The sequence below is a fragment of the Streptomyces sp. NPDC048275 genome, assembly GCF_040652275.1.
Lineage (GTDB): Bacteria > Actinomycetota > Actinomycetes > Streptomycetales > Streptomycetaceae > Streptomyces.
The window spans coordinates 83880-99202 of record NZ_JBEZLR010000013.1 but is presented as its reverse complement, the minus strand read 5'-3'; the positions used below and the strand labels follow the sequence as shown (position 1 = coordinate 99202).

Below are 15323 nucleotides of genomic sequence, written 5' to 3'. Positions count from 1 at the left end.
CCCGTCGCGCACGCGATCGAGGCGCCGAGGCCTTCGGACCGGTCGGCGACGCGCTCACCGGGGCCACCTCAAGGTGGCCCCGGCACGCGCCGCTCTCGCTGCGCGGTCAGCACCGCCAGCCCCACCGCCAGCCAGATCGCGCCCACCACCTGGGCCGTTCTCGAGGCCTCGACGATCACGGCGACCGTGATCGCGGCGCCCATGACGGGGATGAGGAGATGCCGCCACCAGATCACCGGCCCGCCCCGTCGGCATACGACGAACCAGCCCACCACGCTCGCGTGCAGCAGGGTGAAGGCCGTCAGGGCGCCGACATTTACCACGGACACCAGGTGGTCGAGGCCGTCGTCGCGCCGGGCCGCCCAGACCGCGGCGATCAGCGTGATGACGGCCGCACACAGCAGCGCGGCCCGCGGCACCCCGGAGTCCGTCGTGGACAGGGCGCGCGGCAGCCGCCGGTCGCGGGCCATCGCGAACACGAGACGGCCCGCCGCGGCCTGCCCCGCCAACGCCGCGAAGGCGGCGCCGATCGCCTTGCTCGCGGCCACCAGGTTGTGCAGCCAGTCACCGACGGAGGCGTCCACGGCGTCGTAGAAGGCCGCCCCCTGCTTTCCGGGGTCGGCGGCCAGCTGGGCGGAGGACAGCGGCTCCAGCAGGGCGACCAGATACGTCTGCGCCACGAAGAGCACACCCGCGAGCGCCAGACAGAACAGCACCGCCCGGGCCACCTTCTCCGAACCGCCCGTGACCTCCTCCGCGAAGGAGGCGATCGCGTCGAAGCCGAGGTACGACAGGACGGCGATCGACACGGCGGCGATGACGGCCGACAGTGCGAACGCGCCCTGCGAGCCGTCGCCGGACAGCGGGGACAGCCAGTCGCGCCGGCCCCCCTCGCGCGCGAGGACGACGCTCGCCGACACGACGAAGACAAGGAGGACCACGATTTCCATCGCGAGCACCAGGAAGCCCACCTGGGCAGCGGCCCGTACGCCCCACAGGTTCAACGCCGTCGTGATGACCACGGCGAGCGCGGTCCACACCCACCGGGAGACCTCCGGGACCAGGGCGTTCATCGCGATACCGGAGAACAGGTACGCCACCGCCGGGATGAGCAGATAGTCCAGCATCGCCATCCACCCGGCGATGAACCCGGCCCCCTTTCCAAGCCCCGCGCGCGCGTAGGCGAACACCGAGCCCGCCTGCGGGACCACCCGCACCATCTGGGCGTAGCTGAACGCGGTGAACGCCATCGCGACCGTGGCGACGACGTAGACCAGCGCCACCGCCCCGCGCGACGTGGCGTCCAGGGCCCCGAAGACACCGACCGGCGCCATGGGGGCGATGAACAGCAGCCCGTAGACGACCAGGTCCCGGAAGCCCAGGCTGCGCCGCAGCCCGCGCTCCGCGCCGGCCCCGCCCGCCGCGTCGTCGGCTCCGGCGGTGGGCTCCGCGTCGGACATCCATGCCTCCCGCCATAGGGGCTCGGTCACCCCTCCAGCTCCCTGCCCCCGCCCTGTCCCGCCCTGTCCCCATTTCTCGACCAGTCTCTCCACGGAGGCGATCTTTGACCCGTCGAGCGCGGCCTTACGATGGTTGCCATGACTGCTTCGCTTGGCCGCCGTGTCCTGCTCGCCGCCCCCCGTGGCTACTGCGCGGGCGTGGACCGCGCCGTGATCGCCGTCGAGAAGGCCCTCGAGCAGTACGGGGCCCCCATCTACGTCCGCCACGAGATCGTCCACAACAAGTACGTCGTGCAGACCCTGGAGAAGAAGGGCGCCATCTTCGTCGAGCGGACGGCGGAGGTCCCCGAGGGGTCCATCGTCATGTTCTCGGCGCACGGCGTCGCCCCGGCCGTCCACGACGAGGCCGCGCGGGGCAAGCTCGCCACCATCGACGCGACCTGCCCGCTGGTCACCAAGGTCCACAAGGAAGCGGTCCGCTTCGCCAATGAGGACTTCGACATCCTCCTGATCGGGCACGAGGGCCACGAGGAGGTCATCGGCACCTCCGGCGAGGCGCCCGACCACATCACCCTCGTGGACGGTCCCTCGGACGTCGCCAAGGTCGAGGTCCGCGACCCGTCCAAGGTCGTCTGGCTCTCCCAGACCACGCTGTCGGTCGACGAGACGATGGAGACGGTCGACGCGCTGAAGGTGAAGTTCCCGCAGCTCATCTCGCCGCCCAGCGACGACATCTGCTACGCCACGCAGAACCGTCAGCTGGCGGTCAAGCAGATGGGCGAGGAGGCGGACCTGGTCATCGTGGTCGGCTCGAAGAACTCCTCCAACTCGGTGCGCCTGGTCGAGGTCGCCAAGCTCGCGGGCGCGCGTGACGCGCACCTCGTGGACTTCGCCGACGAGATCGAGGAGAGGTGGCTGGACGGTGTGACGACCGTCGGTGTCACCTCGGGCGCCTCCGTCCCGGAGGTCCTGGTCGAGCAGGTCCTGGAGTGGCTCTCCGGTCGCGGCTTCGAGGACGTCGAGATCGTCAAGGCCGCCGAGGAATCGATCACCTTCTCGCTGCCCAAGGAGCTGCGCCGCGACCTGCGCGCGGAGGCGGCGGCGCTGGTCGCGGAGCGTACCGGCAGCTCCGAGAAGTGACCGTCAGCCGTACGACGTAACGTGGGCCCATGCAGATCTTTGGCGTGGACATCGGCGGATCCGGCATCAAGGGCGCTCCCGTGGACCTGGAGCGCGGCGACCTGACGGAGGAGCGCTTCAAAGTGCTCACTCCGCATCCGGCGACACCGGACTCGGTGGCCGACGGCGTGAAGGAGGTCGTCGACCACTTCGGCTGGACAGGCCCCGTCGGCATCACCTTCCCCGGCGTGGTCAACGGTGGCGCCACCATCCGCACGGCCGCCAATGTCGACAAGGACTGGATCGACACGGACGCGCGCGCCCTGCTGAGCACCCGCCTCGGCGGTCTGCCGGTGACGGTGCTGAACGACGCGGACGCGGCGGGCGTCGCCGAGATGCAGTTCGGGGCGGGCCGCGACCGGCAGGGCACGGTCATCCTGCTCACCTTCGGTACGGGCATCGGCAGCGCCCTCTTCCACGACGGCGTCCTGGTGCCGAACACGGAGCTGGGCCACCTCGAGCTGGGCGGCCACGAGGCGGAGAAGCGCGCCTCCACCAAGGCCAAGGAGGACCACGAGCTCACCTGGGAGCACTGGGCGCGCCGGGTCACCAAATACCTCGCCCATGTCGAGATGCTCTTCTCGCCCGAGCTCTTCATCATCGGCGGTGGCGTCAGCCGCAAGGCCGACAAGTTCCTGCCGCTGATAGAGAACATCAAAGCGGATATCGTCCCGGCGCAGCTGCAGAACAACGCGGGGATCGTGGGAGCGGCGATGAGAGCGGCGAAGATCGAGTAGGCGACGGGCTGCCCGGCCCTCCGGGGCATGTCGCGAGCCGGACTACCCGGCTACCCGGCTACCCGGCTACCCGGCTACCCGGCTATCCGGCGGACCGGGACGGCCGCGCGGGTGGGAGACTTCGCCGCGCGGCGGCGGCCTGTGCCCTCCGCCGGGCGGCCCGGCGGATCATCAGCCGCGCCTTCCGGACGGTCGAGATGACTCCCGCGACCAGTGTCCCCCCGTACAGCCACCCGGCCTGGGTGGCGAGCGCCGTGACGAGCCCCATCAGATGGTTGCCGAACCCCCCGCCCTCGTCGACGACGGGCAGCAGCCCGAACACGAAGGCGATCGGCACAATGACGGGCGCGGTGACCAGGTCACCCCGCCGTACCCACAGCGCGGTCAGCGCGCAGACGGGCAGGAACAGCACCCCGTACACCACCAGTGACGACCCGAACAGCAGCTGGTCGAGGCAGCCGAGCGCGAACATCGACGCTCCGCAGAACAGTCCGCTGCCGAGCCCGGTGAGCCGGGGGTTCGGCAGCCGCCGTACCGGCTGGGCGGGCACCGTCTCGGGCCGCCGTACGGCCGGAACTCCCTTTCGTACGCCACCGGCCGTGGCCCGCCCGGCCTGGGCGGGAAGGGGCGCGCCGCGTCGCTGTCCGTACCGAGGGGGACGCGTCCTGGGTTGTTGCTCCACTGGACCAACTTAGGTCTGTTTATGTGCGCAATGGGCCCTCAGACACGCCGCGGGAGAGAGCTTGGCCAAGCGTTCGACAGGTCGCCGGTGCGGGAGCGCGCACGCCGTAGACTGGTGGATCGGCCCGCGCTCTCCGTAGGCCCTTCGCCCATCCTCACGTACGGGAAGTCGCAACGTGTCGCTCACGATCGGAATCGTCGGTCTGCCCAATGTCGGCAAGTCGACCCTGTTCAACGCCCTGACCAAGAACGACGTGCTCGCGGCCAACTACCCGTTCGCCACGATCGAGCCCAACGTGGGCGTGGTCGGCGTCCCGGACGCCCGGCTGACCAAGCTGGCGGAGATCTTCAACTCGCAGAAGCTCCTCCCGGCGACCGTCGACTTCGTCGACATCGCCGGCATCGTGAAGGGAGCCTCGGAGGGTGAGGGCCTGGGCAACAAGTTCCTCGCGAACATCCGCGAGTCCGACGCGATCTGCCAGGTCATCCGCGCCTTCAAGGACGAGAACGTCGTGCACGTCGACGGCAAGGTCTCGCCCAAGGACGACATCGAGACGATCAACACCGAGCTGATCCTCGCGGACCTCCAGACGATCGAGAAGGTCCTGCCGCGCCTCCAGAAGGAGTCGCGCATCAAGAAGGACGTCGCTCCCAAGGTCACCGCGGTCGAGGCGGCGAAGGAGATCCTGGAGAAGGGCGACACCCTGTTCTCCGCGGGCATCGTCCAGGGCTCCGGCAACGAGGAACTCCTCCACGACCTGCACCTCCTCACCACCAAGCCCTTCCTCTACGTCTTCAACGTCGACGAGGACGAACTGACCGACGACGCCTTCAAGGACGAGCAGCGCGCCCTGGTCGCCCCCGCCGAGGCGATCTTCCTGAACGCCAAGCTGGAGCAGGACCTCGCCGAACTGGACGAGGAGGACGCGATGGAGCTCCTGGAGTCCGTCGGCGCCGAGGAGCCCGGCCTCACCACCCTCGCCCGCGTCGGCTTCGACACCCTGGGCCTCCAGACCTACCTGACGGCCGGCCCCAAGGAATCCCGCGCCTGGACCATCAAGAAGGGCGCCACCGCCCCCGAGGCCGCCGGAGTCATCCACACCGACTTCCAGAAGGGCTTCATCAAGGCGGAGGTCATCTCCTTCGAGGACCTGGTGGAAACGGGCTCGGTGGCCGAGGCCCGCGCCAAGGGCAAGGCCCGTATGGAGGGCAAGGAGTATGTGATGCAGGACGGGGACGTGGTGGAGTTCCGGTTCAATGTGTAGTGGCTGACACATCACCACGTCGCTGATCTGGCAAACGTGCAGTTCAGAGGGGGGCCGACTCTTCGGGGTCGGGCCCCTGGTTTTTTCCCGTGCTGGGATGGTGCTGGGATCGTGCCGGGATTTTGGGGACGCCGGTGCTGGGTCGCGCACTGTCCAGTGCCTGGCAGCAGGGGAGTGCACGAACCAGCCCCCCCTCCCTTGGCGATGCTTGGCGGAGGACGCGATCCGCCCGTCACCCGGCCCGACGCCGTCTTCTCCGGCAGCCGGGTCCACGACGACGAGACCTGCGACCCAGACCCGGTCACCCCGTACGGGGCCGCGAAGGCCGCTGCCGAGACGGCCGTGCGGCTCCTGTGTCCGGACGCGGCCGTCGCCCGCACCTCGCTGATCATCGGGAACGGCCGGTCCGAGCACGAACGCTTGGCGCACGCGCTGATCGCCGGAACGCGGGAAGTTCTCTTCACTCACGCGATCGGACAGGGCCAGCCTCTTCCACCTTGCCGGCCCCGACGCTCTCAGCCGCTACGACCTCGGTGTGCGCATCGCCCGGCGCGACGGCCTCGACGCATCCCGTCCGCCGTCTGGGCGCCGAGCGGACACGCTCCTGCTGCTTGGCACGACCAGCCCGGTGTCGCACGGCCGGAAGGACGTCAGGTCCACGACTCGTGACCGTGAGCGACACTGGCAAGGTGCCCTACTAACGTCAATGTTGCTAACATTGACGTTAGTATCACGGTTGGAGGTGGGTAGGCATGGCGGACTTCGTAGGCCGTCGGCAGGAACTGGCGACGCTGGAGCGAGAGCTGCAGAAGGTGGCGGCAGGGGTTGGCGGGGAGCGGCCCGGTCGGTGCGTGATGTTGCGCGGGCGGCGCCGGGTGGGCAAGTCGCGGCTGGTCGAGCGGTTTGCGGAGCGCTCCGGAGCCCCGTTCCTGTTCTACGCGGCGACCGGTGCCTCCCCCAGGGATGATCTGGCACGGCTGGCCCGGGACGCCCAAGCATCGACGCTGCCGTTGGCGGGGCTGGTGGCCGCCGCGCGGCCGGAGAGCTGGGATGCCGCGTTCGATGTGCTGGCTGCGGCGCTGCCCGCCGACCGGGCGAGCGTGCTGGTCATCGACGAAGTGCCGTACCTGATGGATACCGCTGGCGCCTTTGAGGGGATGCTGCAGCGGGCCTGGGATCGGGTTCTTGAAACCAAGCCGGTGCTGCTGGTCCTCATCGGCTCCGATCTGTCGATGATGGAGGCTCTGAACAGCTACGGACGCCCCTTCCATCAGCGCGGCCGGGAGATGGTGCTGGGACCGCTGAACCCCGCCGAGGTGGGGAGGATGCTGGGGCTGGATTCGGCGGAAGCCTTCGACGCCGCGCTGGTCACCGGCGGGCTACCGCTGATCTGCGCGGAGTGGCCGCGCGGAGCAGGGCTGTGGGACTTCCTCGGCGAGGCGTTGAGTGACCCGGTCTCGGCCCTGCTGGTGTCGGCCGAGCGCTCGCTGGCTGCCGAATTCCCCCCGCAGGCCCAGGCGCGTACGGTGCTGGCGGCTATCGGAAGTGGCGAGCGGACCTTCACCAACATCGCCCGTGCAGCCGGCGGGATCGGGGCCACGCCGCTGCAGCGAGCTCTGGAGCTGCTTACGGACAAACGGATCGTCGCTGGGGAGCTGCCCGTATCGCTGCGTCCGTCGAAGGATCGCCGCTACCGGGTGACAGATCCCTACCTGCGGTTTTGGCTGCACCTGCTCGGCCCGTCCATGGAGGAGATCGAGCGAGGGCGGGGCGATCTGACCTTGGCACGCGTCCGGGAGAACTGGACCAGCTGGCGTGGCCGGGCGATCGAGCCGCTCATCCGCGAGGCGCTGGCCCGGGTACTGCCCGACGACCGGCTCCCCGCAGCCCCCGCAGTGGGCGGCTACTGGACCCGTACCAACGACGTAGAGATCGACATTGTCGGGGCAGACCGCGCTCCCATTGCCAAGGAGCTGCTCTTCGTCGGCTCCATCAAGTGGCTGGAGCGGTCGCCCTTCGACCGGCACGACCTGGCCGCTCTCCACAGACACCGGGCCGCCCTCACCGACGAACCTGTTCCCGTCGTGGCGGTCTCGCGCAGCGGAGTCGACTGTCCGGGGCTCGATGCCGCCTACGGCCCCGGCCACTTGCTGGCAGCCTGGCCGCTGTGAGTGGCGAATGGTAGGCCCGGCGCGGGAGTTGGGGAGCGGAGCGCCATTGCGGCGACGAGGGGACTTTGAGAGCGGTCGGCGTGGTGGGTGCCGAGGTGGGCGTCGAGGCGAAGGAGGGCGGCGGGCGCCCGGTGCCACGCATTTCCGGGCCGGTGGAGGACCAGCCAGTCCGCAGTCGGGCAGCTCGGTCATGGCTCGACCGTAGCGACCGGGGGAGACCGGGGCCACGAGATCACAGTGGTCGGGACCGGGTCTTCCCCCGAGTCTGACGGCGCGGTGGCGTGTCGGTGCGGGGCAGTAGTGTCGGGCCGGTGGGGAAACGTGAGCGGGATCTGCTCGCCGAGAGCACCGGGTTGTACGAGGCGGCGCGGGCCGTGCTCGCCGATCAGACGCGGGCGCTCGAGGCGGTGCGCTCGGCGCTGGCACCGATCCATGCCGAACTCGTCGGCAAGGAGCTGGAGTTCATCCCGGTCTCGCGGCTCAAGGACGTCACCGAGGGGCGGCTGCGGATCGCGGCGCTGGAGGCGGCCGGGTTCGGATCCGTCCGCGCGGTGCACGAGACGAGCCGGTACGAGCTGCGGCAGCTGCCCGGCATCGGCGAGCAGACCGCCGACCGGGCCCTCGCGGCCGCGCGGCAGATCGCCCGCGCGGTGGAGGAGACCGTCTCCGTGCGGATCGACGTCGACCACCCCGAGCCCCGCACGACCGCCCTGGTCATCGCCCTGCGCACGCTCGTCGAGGCCGGCCCGGAACTGCGCCGGGCGGTGGACGCGGCCACCCGGCTCGACGAGAAGCTGGGTGAGCTGCTCCCGCTGGCCCGGCCCGCGGGCGGGCGGCTGCGGATGGCGCTCGCGGGGCGGGAGCGCCGGGAGAGCGCGCTCGCGGCGGTCGCGGAACTGCGGGAGCTGACCGCAGCCGCGGGCGCGAGGGACATACGCCTGCTGCTCGCGCAGGCCTCCACCGACCTGCTGCGCACGCCCGCCTCCGACATCGAGGCGTGGGTCGACTTCGAGCTGCGCTCCACGGAGTACTACAGCCAGCTCGCCGAGGTCTCCGAGCACCGTCCGGACGTGGCCGCCGCCGAGGGGTTCCTGCCGTCGAAGGTCGTCGAGCGGGTCCACGCCCAGGGCCTGGACGACACGCACCGGCGGGTCTCGCTGCGCGGCTACCAGGCCTTCGGCGCCCGGTTCGCGCTCGCCCAGCGCCGGGTCGTCCTCGGCGACGAGATGGGGCTCGGCAAGACCGTGCAGGCCATCGCGGCGCTCGCCCATCTCGCGGCGGACGGTCACAGCCACTTCCTGGTCGTCTGCCCGGCCAGCGTGCTGATCAACTGGACCCGTGAGATCCGCGCCCGCAGCACCCTGCGGGCCCTCCCCGTGCACGGCTCGGAGCGGCTGGAGGCGTACGAGGAGTGGCGGGAGCGTGGCGGCGTCGCGATCACCACGTACGACATGCTGCGCACGCTTCCCACCCCGAACGGCGACAGCGCCGGTACGAAGCCGGGCATGCTCGTCGTCGACGAGGCGCACTACGTGAAGAACCCGGACACGCGCCGCTCCAGGGCGGTCGCGGCCTGGGCGGGGACGTGCGACCGCGTCCTGTTCCTGACCGGGACGCCCATGGAGAACCGGGTCGAGGAGTTCCGCACTCTCGTCCGCTACCTCCAGCCGTCCCTTCTCCCCGCGATTCAGCAGGGCACCGCGGCGGCCGGCCCGCACGCCTTCCGCAGGTCCGTCGCCCCCGCCTATCTGCGCCGCAACCAGCGGGACGTCCTCACCGAACTGCCCGCGCTGGTGGAGATCGACGAGTGGGAGGAGCTCAGCCCCGCGGACCGGGAGGCCTACCGCGCGGCGGTCGAGGACGGGAACTTCATGGCGATGCGCCGCGCCGCCTACGCCGACGCCGAGAAGTCCGCGAAGCTCCAGCGCCTGCGCGAACTGGTGGCGGAGGCGGCCGAGAACGGTCTGAAGGTCGTGGTGTTCTCGTACTTCAAGGACGTCCTCGCGACCGTCCGAGGCGCCCTGGCGAAGGAGGACGTCCTCGGCCCGGTCTCCGGCGCCGTCCCCGCCGCGCGCCGCCAGGGCCTGGTCGACGACTTCACGGCCGCCCCCGGCCACGCGGTCCTGCTCTGCCAGATCGAGGCCGCCGGCATCGGTCTCAACCTCCAGGCCGCGTCCGTGGTCGTTCTGTGCGAACCGCAGGTCAAGCCCACCATGGAACATCAGGCCGTGGCCCGCGCCCACCGCATGGGCCAGGTCCGCCCGGTCCAGGTCCACCGCCTCCTCGCCACCGACAGCGTCGACCAACGCCTCCTGTACATCCTCAAGAACAAGGCCCGCCTCTTCGACGCCTACGCCCGCCGCAGCGACACCGCCGAACAGACCCCGGACGCCATCGACATCTCCGACAGCACCCTCGCCCGCCGCATCGTGGAGGAGGAGCAGCGGCGCCTGGAGAGCGAGCGGGCCGACAGGGTTTAGCGGCGTACGTCGAGTTCGGTGAGGGTCGCGGTTCCGTGCACGGTGACGCGTACGAAGCGGACCGGCGTGCCGCCTCCCGGGGCTCGCCAGTCGTGGCCGTCCGCCGACACCTCGACGGCGTACGACGTCGGCGGCTCGGTCCAGGTCGGCCGTACCGGGCCGACACGCGCCGGACGGCCCAAGTCGACGGTGAGGGAGGCCTGTTCGGCTTCCGGTGACCATGCCGTCGTCGCGTTGCCGTCCACCGCCGCCTCCGGGTAGAGGCCCGGCTCCGAGGAGGTGGCCGTCACCCGGCGGCAGCGTGCGAGGTCCCCGGTCGGAGCGAGGTCGGGGCGGCGGGTCTTGAGGGTGACGGTGTCGGTGAGCGTGTAGCGCCCTTCGGGGGTCTCCAGGGCGAACGGAGCGCCGGAACGCAGCCGGACCGTGGTCGTGTCGGGGCCGAGGGCGATGTCGTACGTACGACCGCGCCAGCGGAGCCCCGACAGCCGTACGCCGTCCGACAGTTGGGGCGGCAGCGACGGGTCCAGGTGGAGGGCGTCCTCGCGCAGCCTGAGGCCGGTCAGGCCGTGCGTGAAGATCTGCAGGAAGCCGCCCTTGCCGGTGAGGAAGTCCTGCGCGGGGGAGCCCGCAAGAGCGTCCCCTGCGCCTGCCTTGTCGCCGCGGGCCTCCGAGAACAGGGCGAACGGCCCCCGGGAGAAGGGCCGGTAGGCGCGCTGGAGGAAGGTGTACGCGACACAGCCCGGCTCACCGATCGCGGCCGCGTCGATCGCGTGCACCGAGTCCGTCATCGCCGGGCCCTCCGGGTCGGTGCGCTGGGTGTAGTGGTCGAGGGTGGCGGACGCGGCACCCTCCGGCATCGGCCACTCCAGCGGGTAGGTCAGCAGCACGGTGTCCGCCTGCTTGATCTGCGAGCCGTCGTAGCCCGCGTACTGGAGGAAGACCTTGCGCTTCGGGTCGTACGGGATGCGCAACTTGTCCGCGACGGCGGTCCAGTCGGGGGCGGCGGGCGTGCCGAGGACCGACGCGGCGCGGGTCGCGGCGCGCAGGGCGGTGGCGGCGACGGCGTTCGTGTAGACGCCGTCGTTCACGCCGTTGCTGTACTCGTCCGGGCCCGCGACGCCTTTGATGGAGTACGTGCCGTCAGGGTTCTTCGTGGCGCGTGAAGTCCAGTACTCGGCAAGTCCCTTGAGGAGGGGCCAGCCCCGATCGCGGAGCCACGCGCGGTCGCCGGTCGAGAGGTAGTACTGCCAGGCGGCCAGCGCGATGTCGCCCTGGAGGTGGTTCTGGGTGACACAGTGCGGTGGGTTCCAGCTCTGGCACTCGGTCCACAGCCGGCCGCGGCTCGAGCTGGTCCACGGGTAGAAGAGGCCGGACACGGCTGTCCTGCGCGCGTTGTCGGCGGCCGCGGCGCGGGTGCGGTAGCGGTATTCGAGGACCGGACGGGCGAGTTCGGGGCGGGTGGCGAGCAGCGACGGGAACATCCAGGTCTCGGCGTCCCAGAAGATCATGCCCGCGTAGTTGTCGCTGGTCAGGCCCGCGGGGGCGATGCTGTCACGGGCGCCGCGGCGGAGCGAGGACAGCAGGCCGTACTGGGCCGAGCGCGCCCACAGCTGGATCTCCGGGCGGCCCGGCACCTCGATGTCCGCGGACCAGAGCGCGCGCCACGCGTCGGTGTGGGCGGCCATGAGTGCGGGCCAGCCGCGGGTGGCGGCGCGCAGTGAGGCGGTACGGGCGGCCTGTTGGGGGTCGGGGGAGGTGAGGGCGGTGTCGACGCCGACGTACTTGGTGACCTCGTAGCCCCGCCCCTCGTGGGCGTGGAAGGTCGCCGAATGCCGCGCGCCCAACTTTCCGTCCGCGTGTGGGGGTTGGTGGATTCCGGGCGCCTCCAGCGTGGAGGCCACCGCGCCGTCCACCTCGGTGCCGTCCGTGCGGAACGCCACGCCGATGGTGCGCTCGCCGACGCGGCCCGCGTCCGTCTGTGTGATCCGGCGGGCGCCGCGGCCGTCGATGCGGTCGGTGACGGTGAGTTCGCCGTCCCAGTGCGGGGTGATGTGGAGGCGGACGGCTCCGGTGTGGGGGGTGTCGCGGGCCGTGAGGACGTCGTACGTCAGGTCCGTGCGGCGGCCGTCGGCGGTGGTCCAGGTGAGGGCGGTGCGGAGGTAGCCGCAGCGGAGGGAGAGGGTTTGGCGGTAGCGCGAGACGCGACTGTGTGCGCCGTACGTCTCGTCGCCGACGCGGAGGTCGAGGCCCGACCAGGTGGGCAGCGCGGCGATGGCCTCGCGGCCGGCCGTGTTCTTCGGGCCGCGGGCGTAGAGGCCCGCGACGAAGGTGCCGTCGTAGCGCGGGGTGTAGAGCGGCCAGCCCGTCTTCTCGGGGGAGGCCGCGTAGCCCGTGCCGGTGGGAGGGACGCGGGTGCCGAGGTAGCCGTTGCCGACGTAGGGGTGGTACGCGTCCTTGGAGTCGATCTTCGTCGCGGTCGGGGACCAGGTGGGGTCGGACTCCCTGCATCCGGTCGTTGCCGGGTGGGGTGTGGCTGATGCCGGGGGGAGAGGGAGGAGCAGGGCGGTGGTGAGGGAGGCGAGGAGGAGGGGGAGGGGGCGGCGGCGCGTGGTCACCTTTCGACGATGGGGTGGGGGACGGGGTGGGGGTGGTATGCGCGCCGGAGTGTCCCACGTACGGGGCGAACTACCCTCTCGCCAACCCCGTCTTCACCCCCGCACCGCACAACGGCACCACCGCCGTGCGCTCCCCGAGCGCCCCCTCCCGCACAGCCGCCCAGCACGCCACGCCCGTCGCCTCGACGTACAGGCCCTGTGAGGCCAAGTCCCGCTGGGCGTGCCGGATCTGGTCCTCCGTCACGGTGAGGAAGGTGCCGCCCGAGTCGCGTACGGCCCGCAGGATCTGGCGGGCCCGCGGCGGGCTCGGGATCGCGATGCCCTCGGCGAAGGTGGGCGCCGTCGGGGTGACGCCGACCAGCTCGTCCGCACCTTGCGACCAGGCGTGCGCCAGTGGCGCGACCGCGGCTGCCTGGACGGCGTACAGCGCGGGCCGCCGGTCGATGAACCCGGCGGAGTGCAGCTCGGCGACGGCGAGGGCGGCGCCGAGAAGCAGCGTGCCGTTGCCGACGGGGACGACGAGGACGTCCGGGAGGCGTCCGCCGAGGTCCTCCCAGAGCTCGTGGACGTAGGTCTTCGTGCCGTGCAGGAAGTACGGATTGAAGACGTGCGAGGCGTAGAACGTGCCCGGCGAGTCCGCCGCCTCCCGCGCCGCCCGCGCCGTCGTCTCCCGGTCCCCGTCCACGACGTGCACCCGCGCCCCGTGCGCCTCGATCTGCTCGAGCTTCTTCGGCGACGTCCCCTCGGGGACGTACACCGTGCAGGGCAGCGCGGCCCGCGCACAGTACGCGGCGATCGCCGTCCCCGCGTTGCCGCTGCTGTCCGCGAGCACCTGCCGGGGACGCAGCCGCAGCGCCAGCTCGGCCAGCAGTACGGCGCCGCGGTCCTTGAACGACAGCGTCGGCATCAGGAAGTCCAGCTTGGCCGAGACACCCTCGCGCAGCGACACCAGGGGGGTGCGGCCCTCCCCCCAGGCTGACCGTGGGCGCGGCCAGTGGCAGGCATTCCGCGTACCGCCACAGTGAATTCACCCGTCCGGTGAGGGACTTGAGGGACGCCGGCGTCGGCGCGAAGTCCAGGTCGAGCGGGCCGCGACAGACCGGGCAGCACCAGTCGAGCGAGCCGCCGGGGACGCGCGTACCGTCCGCCGGGCAGAAGCAATCCGGCAAAGGTGTCATGTGCGCAGGGTATGTGCGCGGGGCGAGCGGTCCGGGCAGGCCTCCGGCGCAATTCCTGCGGGCGCCGCGCCTGTGACGTGTGTCGGCCGCGCGAATCGTCGTGCAGGTTCCGCATTCCGCCCCCGCCCGCGCCGCGCTTACGATGCGCCCAGCCGTTCGACAGTTGTACGGCAATCACACGACAGCCGCACGACAGTTCTACGTAATCCCGCCTGGACTAGGAGCAAGGTACTCGTGGCCATATTCCCGCCGCCCGGGCCCCAGCAGCCCGAGGGCCAGTACCCGCCTCCCTACCCCCAGGGGCAGTACCCTCAGGGGCCGTACCAGGTCTGGGGCCAGGGCTACTCTCCGTACAACCGTCCCGCGCCCGTCAACGGTCTCGCGATCACCGCGCTGGTGCTCGGCATCCTCTGTTTCCTGCCCGCCGTCGGGCTGGTGCTCGGGATCATCGCGCTCGCGCAGATCAAGAAGCGGGGCGAGCGGGGCAAGGGGATGGCGGTGGGCGGCATCGTGATGTCCTCGCTCGGCGTCGCGCTGGTCGTGCTCGCGCTGGCGACCGGCGGCGTGCGCGACTTCTGGGACGGCATCGAGGACGCGGCGAACGACTCGAACTCCGCCTTCTCGCTGGAGAAGGGCGAGTGCTTCGACGCGCCGGACGGTGGGCTGGAGGGCCTGGCGTACGACGTCGACAAGGTGCCGTGCGCCGGGCCGCACGACGCCGAGGTGTTCGCGGACTTCACGATGAGCGGCGGAAGCTACCCGGGCGACAGCGAGGTCGTCGACGTCGCGGACGCCAAGTGCTACGCGCTCAAGGACGCGTACGCGATGGACATCTGGGCCGTCCCGGAGGACGTCGACGTGTACTACTTCACGCCGACCAGGACCAGCTGGCGCCTCGGCGACCGCGAGATCACCTGCATGTTCGGGAACACGGACGAGAACGGCAGTCTGACCGGCTCCCTGCGCAATGACTCGCTCACGCTGAACGCCGATCAGTTCGCGTATCTGCAGGCCGCGAACGTGCTCAACGCGGCGATGGACTCGGCACCCGACGAGACGTACGTCGAGGACGACCTGCCGGGGTACAAGGAGTGGGCGAGCAGAGTGTCCGACGCACTCGGCGAGCAGGCGGACCAGCTGCGCGGCCACGGCTGGCACGCCACGGCCGACAAGCCCGTCGCCGCTCTGGTGAAGGACATGGAGGCGTCGCGGAAGGAGTGGGCGAAGGCTGCCGACGCCCAGGACGCGGACGCCTTCTACGTCCACTACGACAAGGGTTTCAAGCTCATCGACCCGAACCGGACGGTCACCGCACGCAAGGCTCTGGGCCTTGCCACGCCCCCGCCGTCGTACGGCGAGGACGGTGACAGCGAGGGCGAGGGTCGGGGCGACGGTGGAGACGGCACCGGCCTGGAGGTGTGACGGGGGCTGTACGGGGGAGAAAGTGCCTGGGTAAAGCCCTCAGCGGCCATAAGTAATCACATCGAGTGAATCTTTGGCCATCGCTTGCATGGCACAACCCACGGTTGCCAGGCTGTAGCTGTCTGTACAACCTGA

At 71.0% G+C, this 15323-nt stretch carries 9 protein-coding genes and 2 pseudogenes; 7 read left to right on the top strand and 4 right to left on the bottom strand.

Annotation, left to right across the window (positions count from 1 at the left end):
- Positions 1 to 68: 68 nt before the first annotated feature.
- The gene (locus AB0D57_RS11315) at positions 69 to 1460 is read right to left on the bottom strand and encodes an APC family permease (protein WP_362070426.1); all 1392 of its coding nucleotides are present in this window, start codon (positions 1458 to 1460) and stop codon (positions 69 to 71) included.
- Between the two features lie 129 nt (positions 1461 to 1589).
- Here AB0D57_RS11315 and AB0D57_RS11310 point away from each other — a divergent pair, with 129 nt between their 5' ends.
- The gene (locus AB0D57_RS11310) at positions 1590 to 2600 is read left to right on the top strand and encodes a 4-hydroxy-3-methylbut-2-enyl diphosphate reductase (protein ID WP_362070348.1); all 1011 of its coding nucleotides are present in this window, start codon (positions 1590 to 1592) and stop codon (positions 2598 to 2600) included.
- A gap of 29 nt (positions 2601 to 2629) precedes the next feature.
- Positions 2630 to 3376 (top strand): polyphosphate--glucose phosphotransferase, encoded by a 747-nt coding sequence (ppgK, locus tag AB0D57_RS11305; protein WP_362070345.1) that lies wholly within the window; start codon positions 2630 to 2632, stop codon positions 3374 to 3376.
- 82 nt (positions 3377 to 3458) lie between these two features.
- On the opposite strand, the gene AB0D57_RS11300 is transcribed toward ppgK, so the two are convergent.
- Positions 3459 to 4058: a DUF6542 domain-containing protein gene (locus tag AB0D57_RS11300; protein WP_362070342.1), complete on the bottom strand. Its 600-nt coding sequence runs from the start codon at positions 4056 to 4058 to the stop codon at positions 3459 to 3461.
- Between the two features lie 175 nt (positions 4059 to 4233).
- Between AB0D57_RS11300 and ychF the strand changes: the two genes are divergently transcribed.
- The 4 genes and pseudogenes from ychF (at position 4234) to AB0D57_RS11280 (ending at position 9973) form a co-directional block, all read left to right on the top strand.
- The gene (ychF, locus tag AB0D57_RS11295; RefSeq protein WP_362070339.1) at positions 4234 to 5322 is read left to right on the top strand and encodes a redox-regulated ATPase YchF; all 1089 of its coding nucleotides are present in this window, start codon (positions 4234 to 4236) and stop codon (positions 5320 to 5322) included.
- Positions 5323 to 5565: 243 nt separating this feature from the next.
- A pseudogene (locus AB0D57_RS11290) lies at positions 5566 to 5929 on the top strand (sugar nucleotide-binding protein); the annotation flags it as partial.
- 145 nt (positions 5930 to 6074) lie between these two features.
- The gene (locus AB0D57_RS11285) at positions 6075 to 7493 is read left to right on the top strand and encodes a DUF234 domain-containing protein (protein ID WP_362070336.1); all 1419 of its coding nucleotides are present in this window, start codon (positions 6075 to 6077) and stop codon (positions 7491 to 7493) included.
- 311 nt (positions 7494 to 7804) lie between these two features.
- A complete protein-coding gene (locus AB0D57_RS11280; RefSeq protein ID WP_362070333.1) occupies positions 7805 to 9973 on the top strand; it encodes an SNF2-related protein in 2169 nt (722 codons plus the stop codon).
- On the opposite strand, the gene AB0D57_RS11275 is transcribed toward AB0D57_RS11280, so the two are convergent.
- Positions 9970 to 12588: a discoidin domain-containing protein gene (locus AB0D57_RS11275; protein WP_362070330.1), complete on the bottom strand. Its 2619-nt coding sequence runs from the start codon at positions 12586 to 12588 to the stop codon at positions 9970 to 9972. The genes AB0D57_RS11280 and AB0D57_RS11275 overlap by 4 nt on opposite strands.
- A 70-nt stretch (positions 12589 to 12658) precedes the next feature.
- Positions 12659 to 13766 (bottom strand): annotated as a pseudogene (locus tag AB0D57_RS11270) (pyridoxal-phosphate dependent enzyme).
- Between the two features lie 234 nt (positions 13767 to 14000).
- Between AB0D57_RS11270 and AB0D57_RS11265 the strand changes: the two are divergent.
- Positions 14001 to 15188 carry a DUF4190 domain-containing protein gene (locus AB0D57_RS11265; protein WP_362070327.1) on the top strand — a complete coding sequence of 396 codons (1188 nt, stop codon included), beginning with the start codon at positions 14001 to 14003 and terminating at the stop codon, positions 15186 to 15188.
- The last annotated feature ends 135 nt before the right edge of the window (positions 15189 to 15323 follow it).

Coding starts and splice junctions, on each gene's coding strand:
- AB0D57_RS11315 (WP_362070426.1), bottom strand. CDS start 1,460: ATGTCCGACGCGGAGCCCACCGCCGGAGCCGACGACGCGGCGGGCGGG.
- AB0D57_RS11310 (WP_362070348.1), top strand. CDS start 1,590: ATGGTTGCCATGACTGCTTCGCTTGGCCGCCGTGTCCTGCTCGCCGCC.
- ppgK (WP_362070345.1), top strand. CDS start 2,630: ATGCAGATCTTTGGCGTGGACATCGGCGGATCCGGCATCAAGGGCGCT.
- AB0D57_RS11285 (WP_362070336.1), top strand. CDS start 6,075: ATGGCGGACTTCGTAGGCCGTCGGCAGGAACTGGCGACGCTGGAGCGA.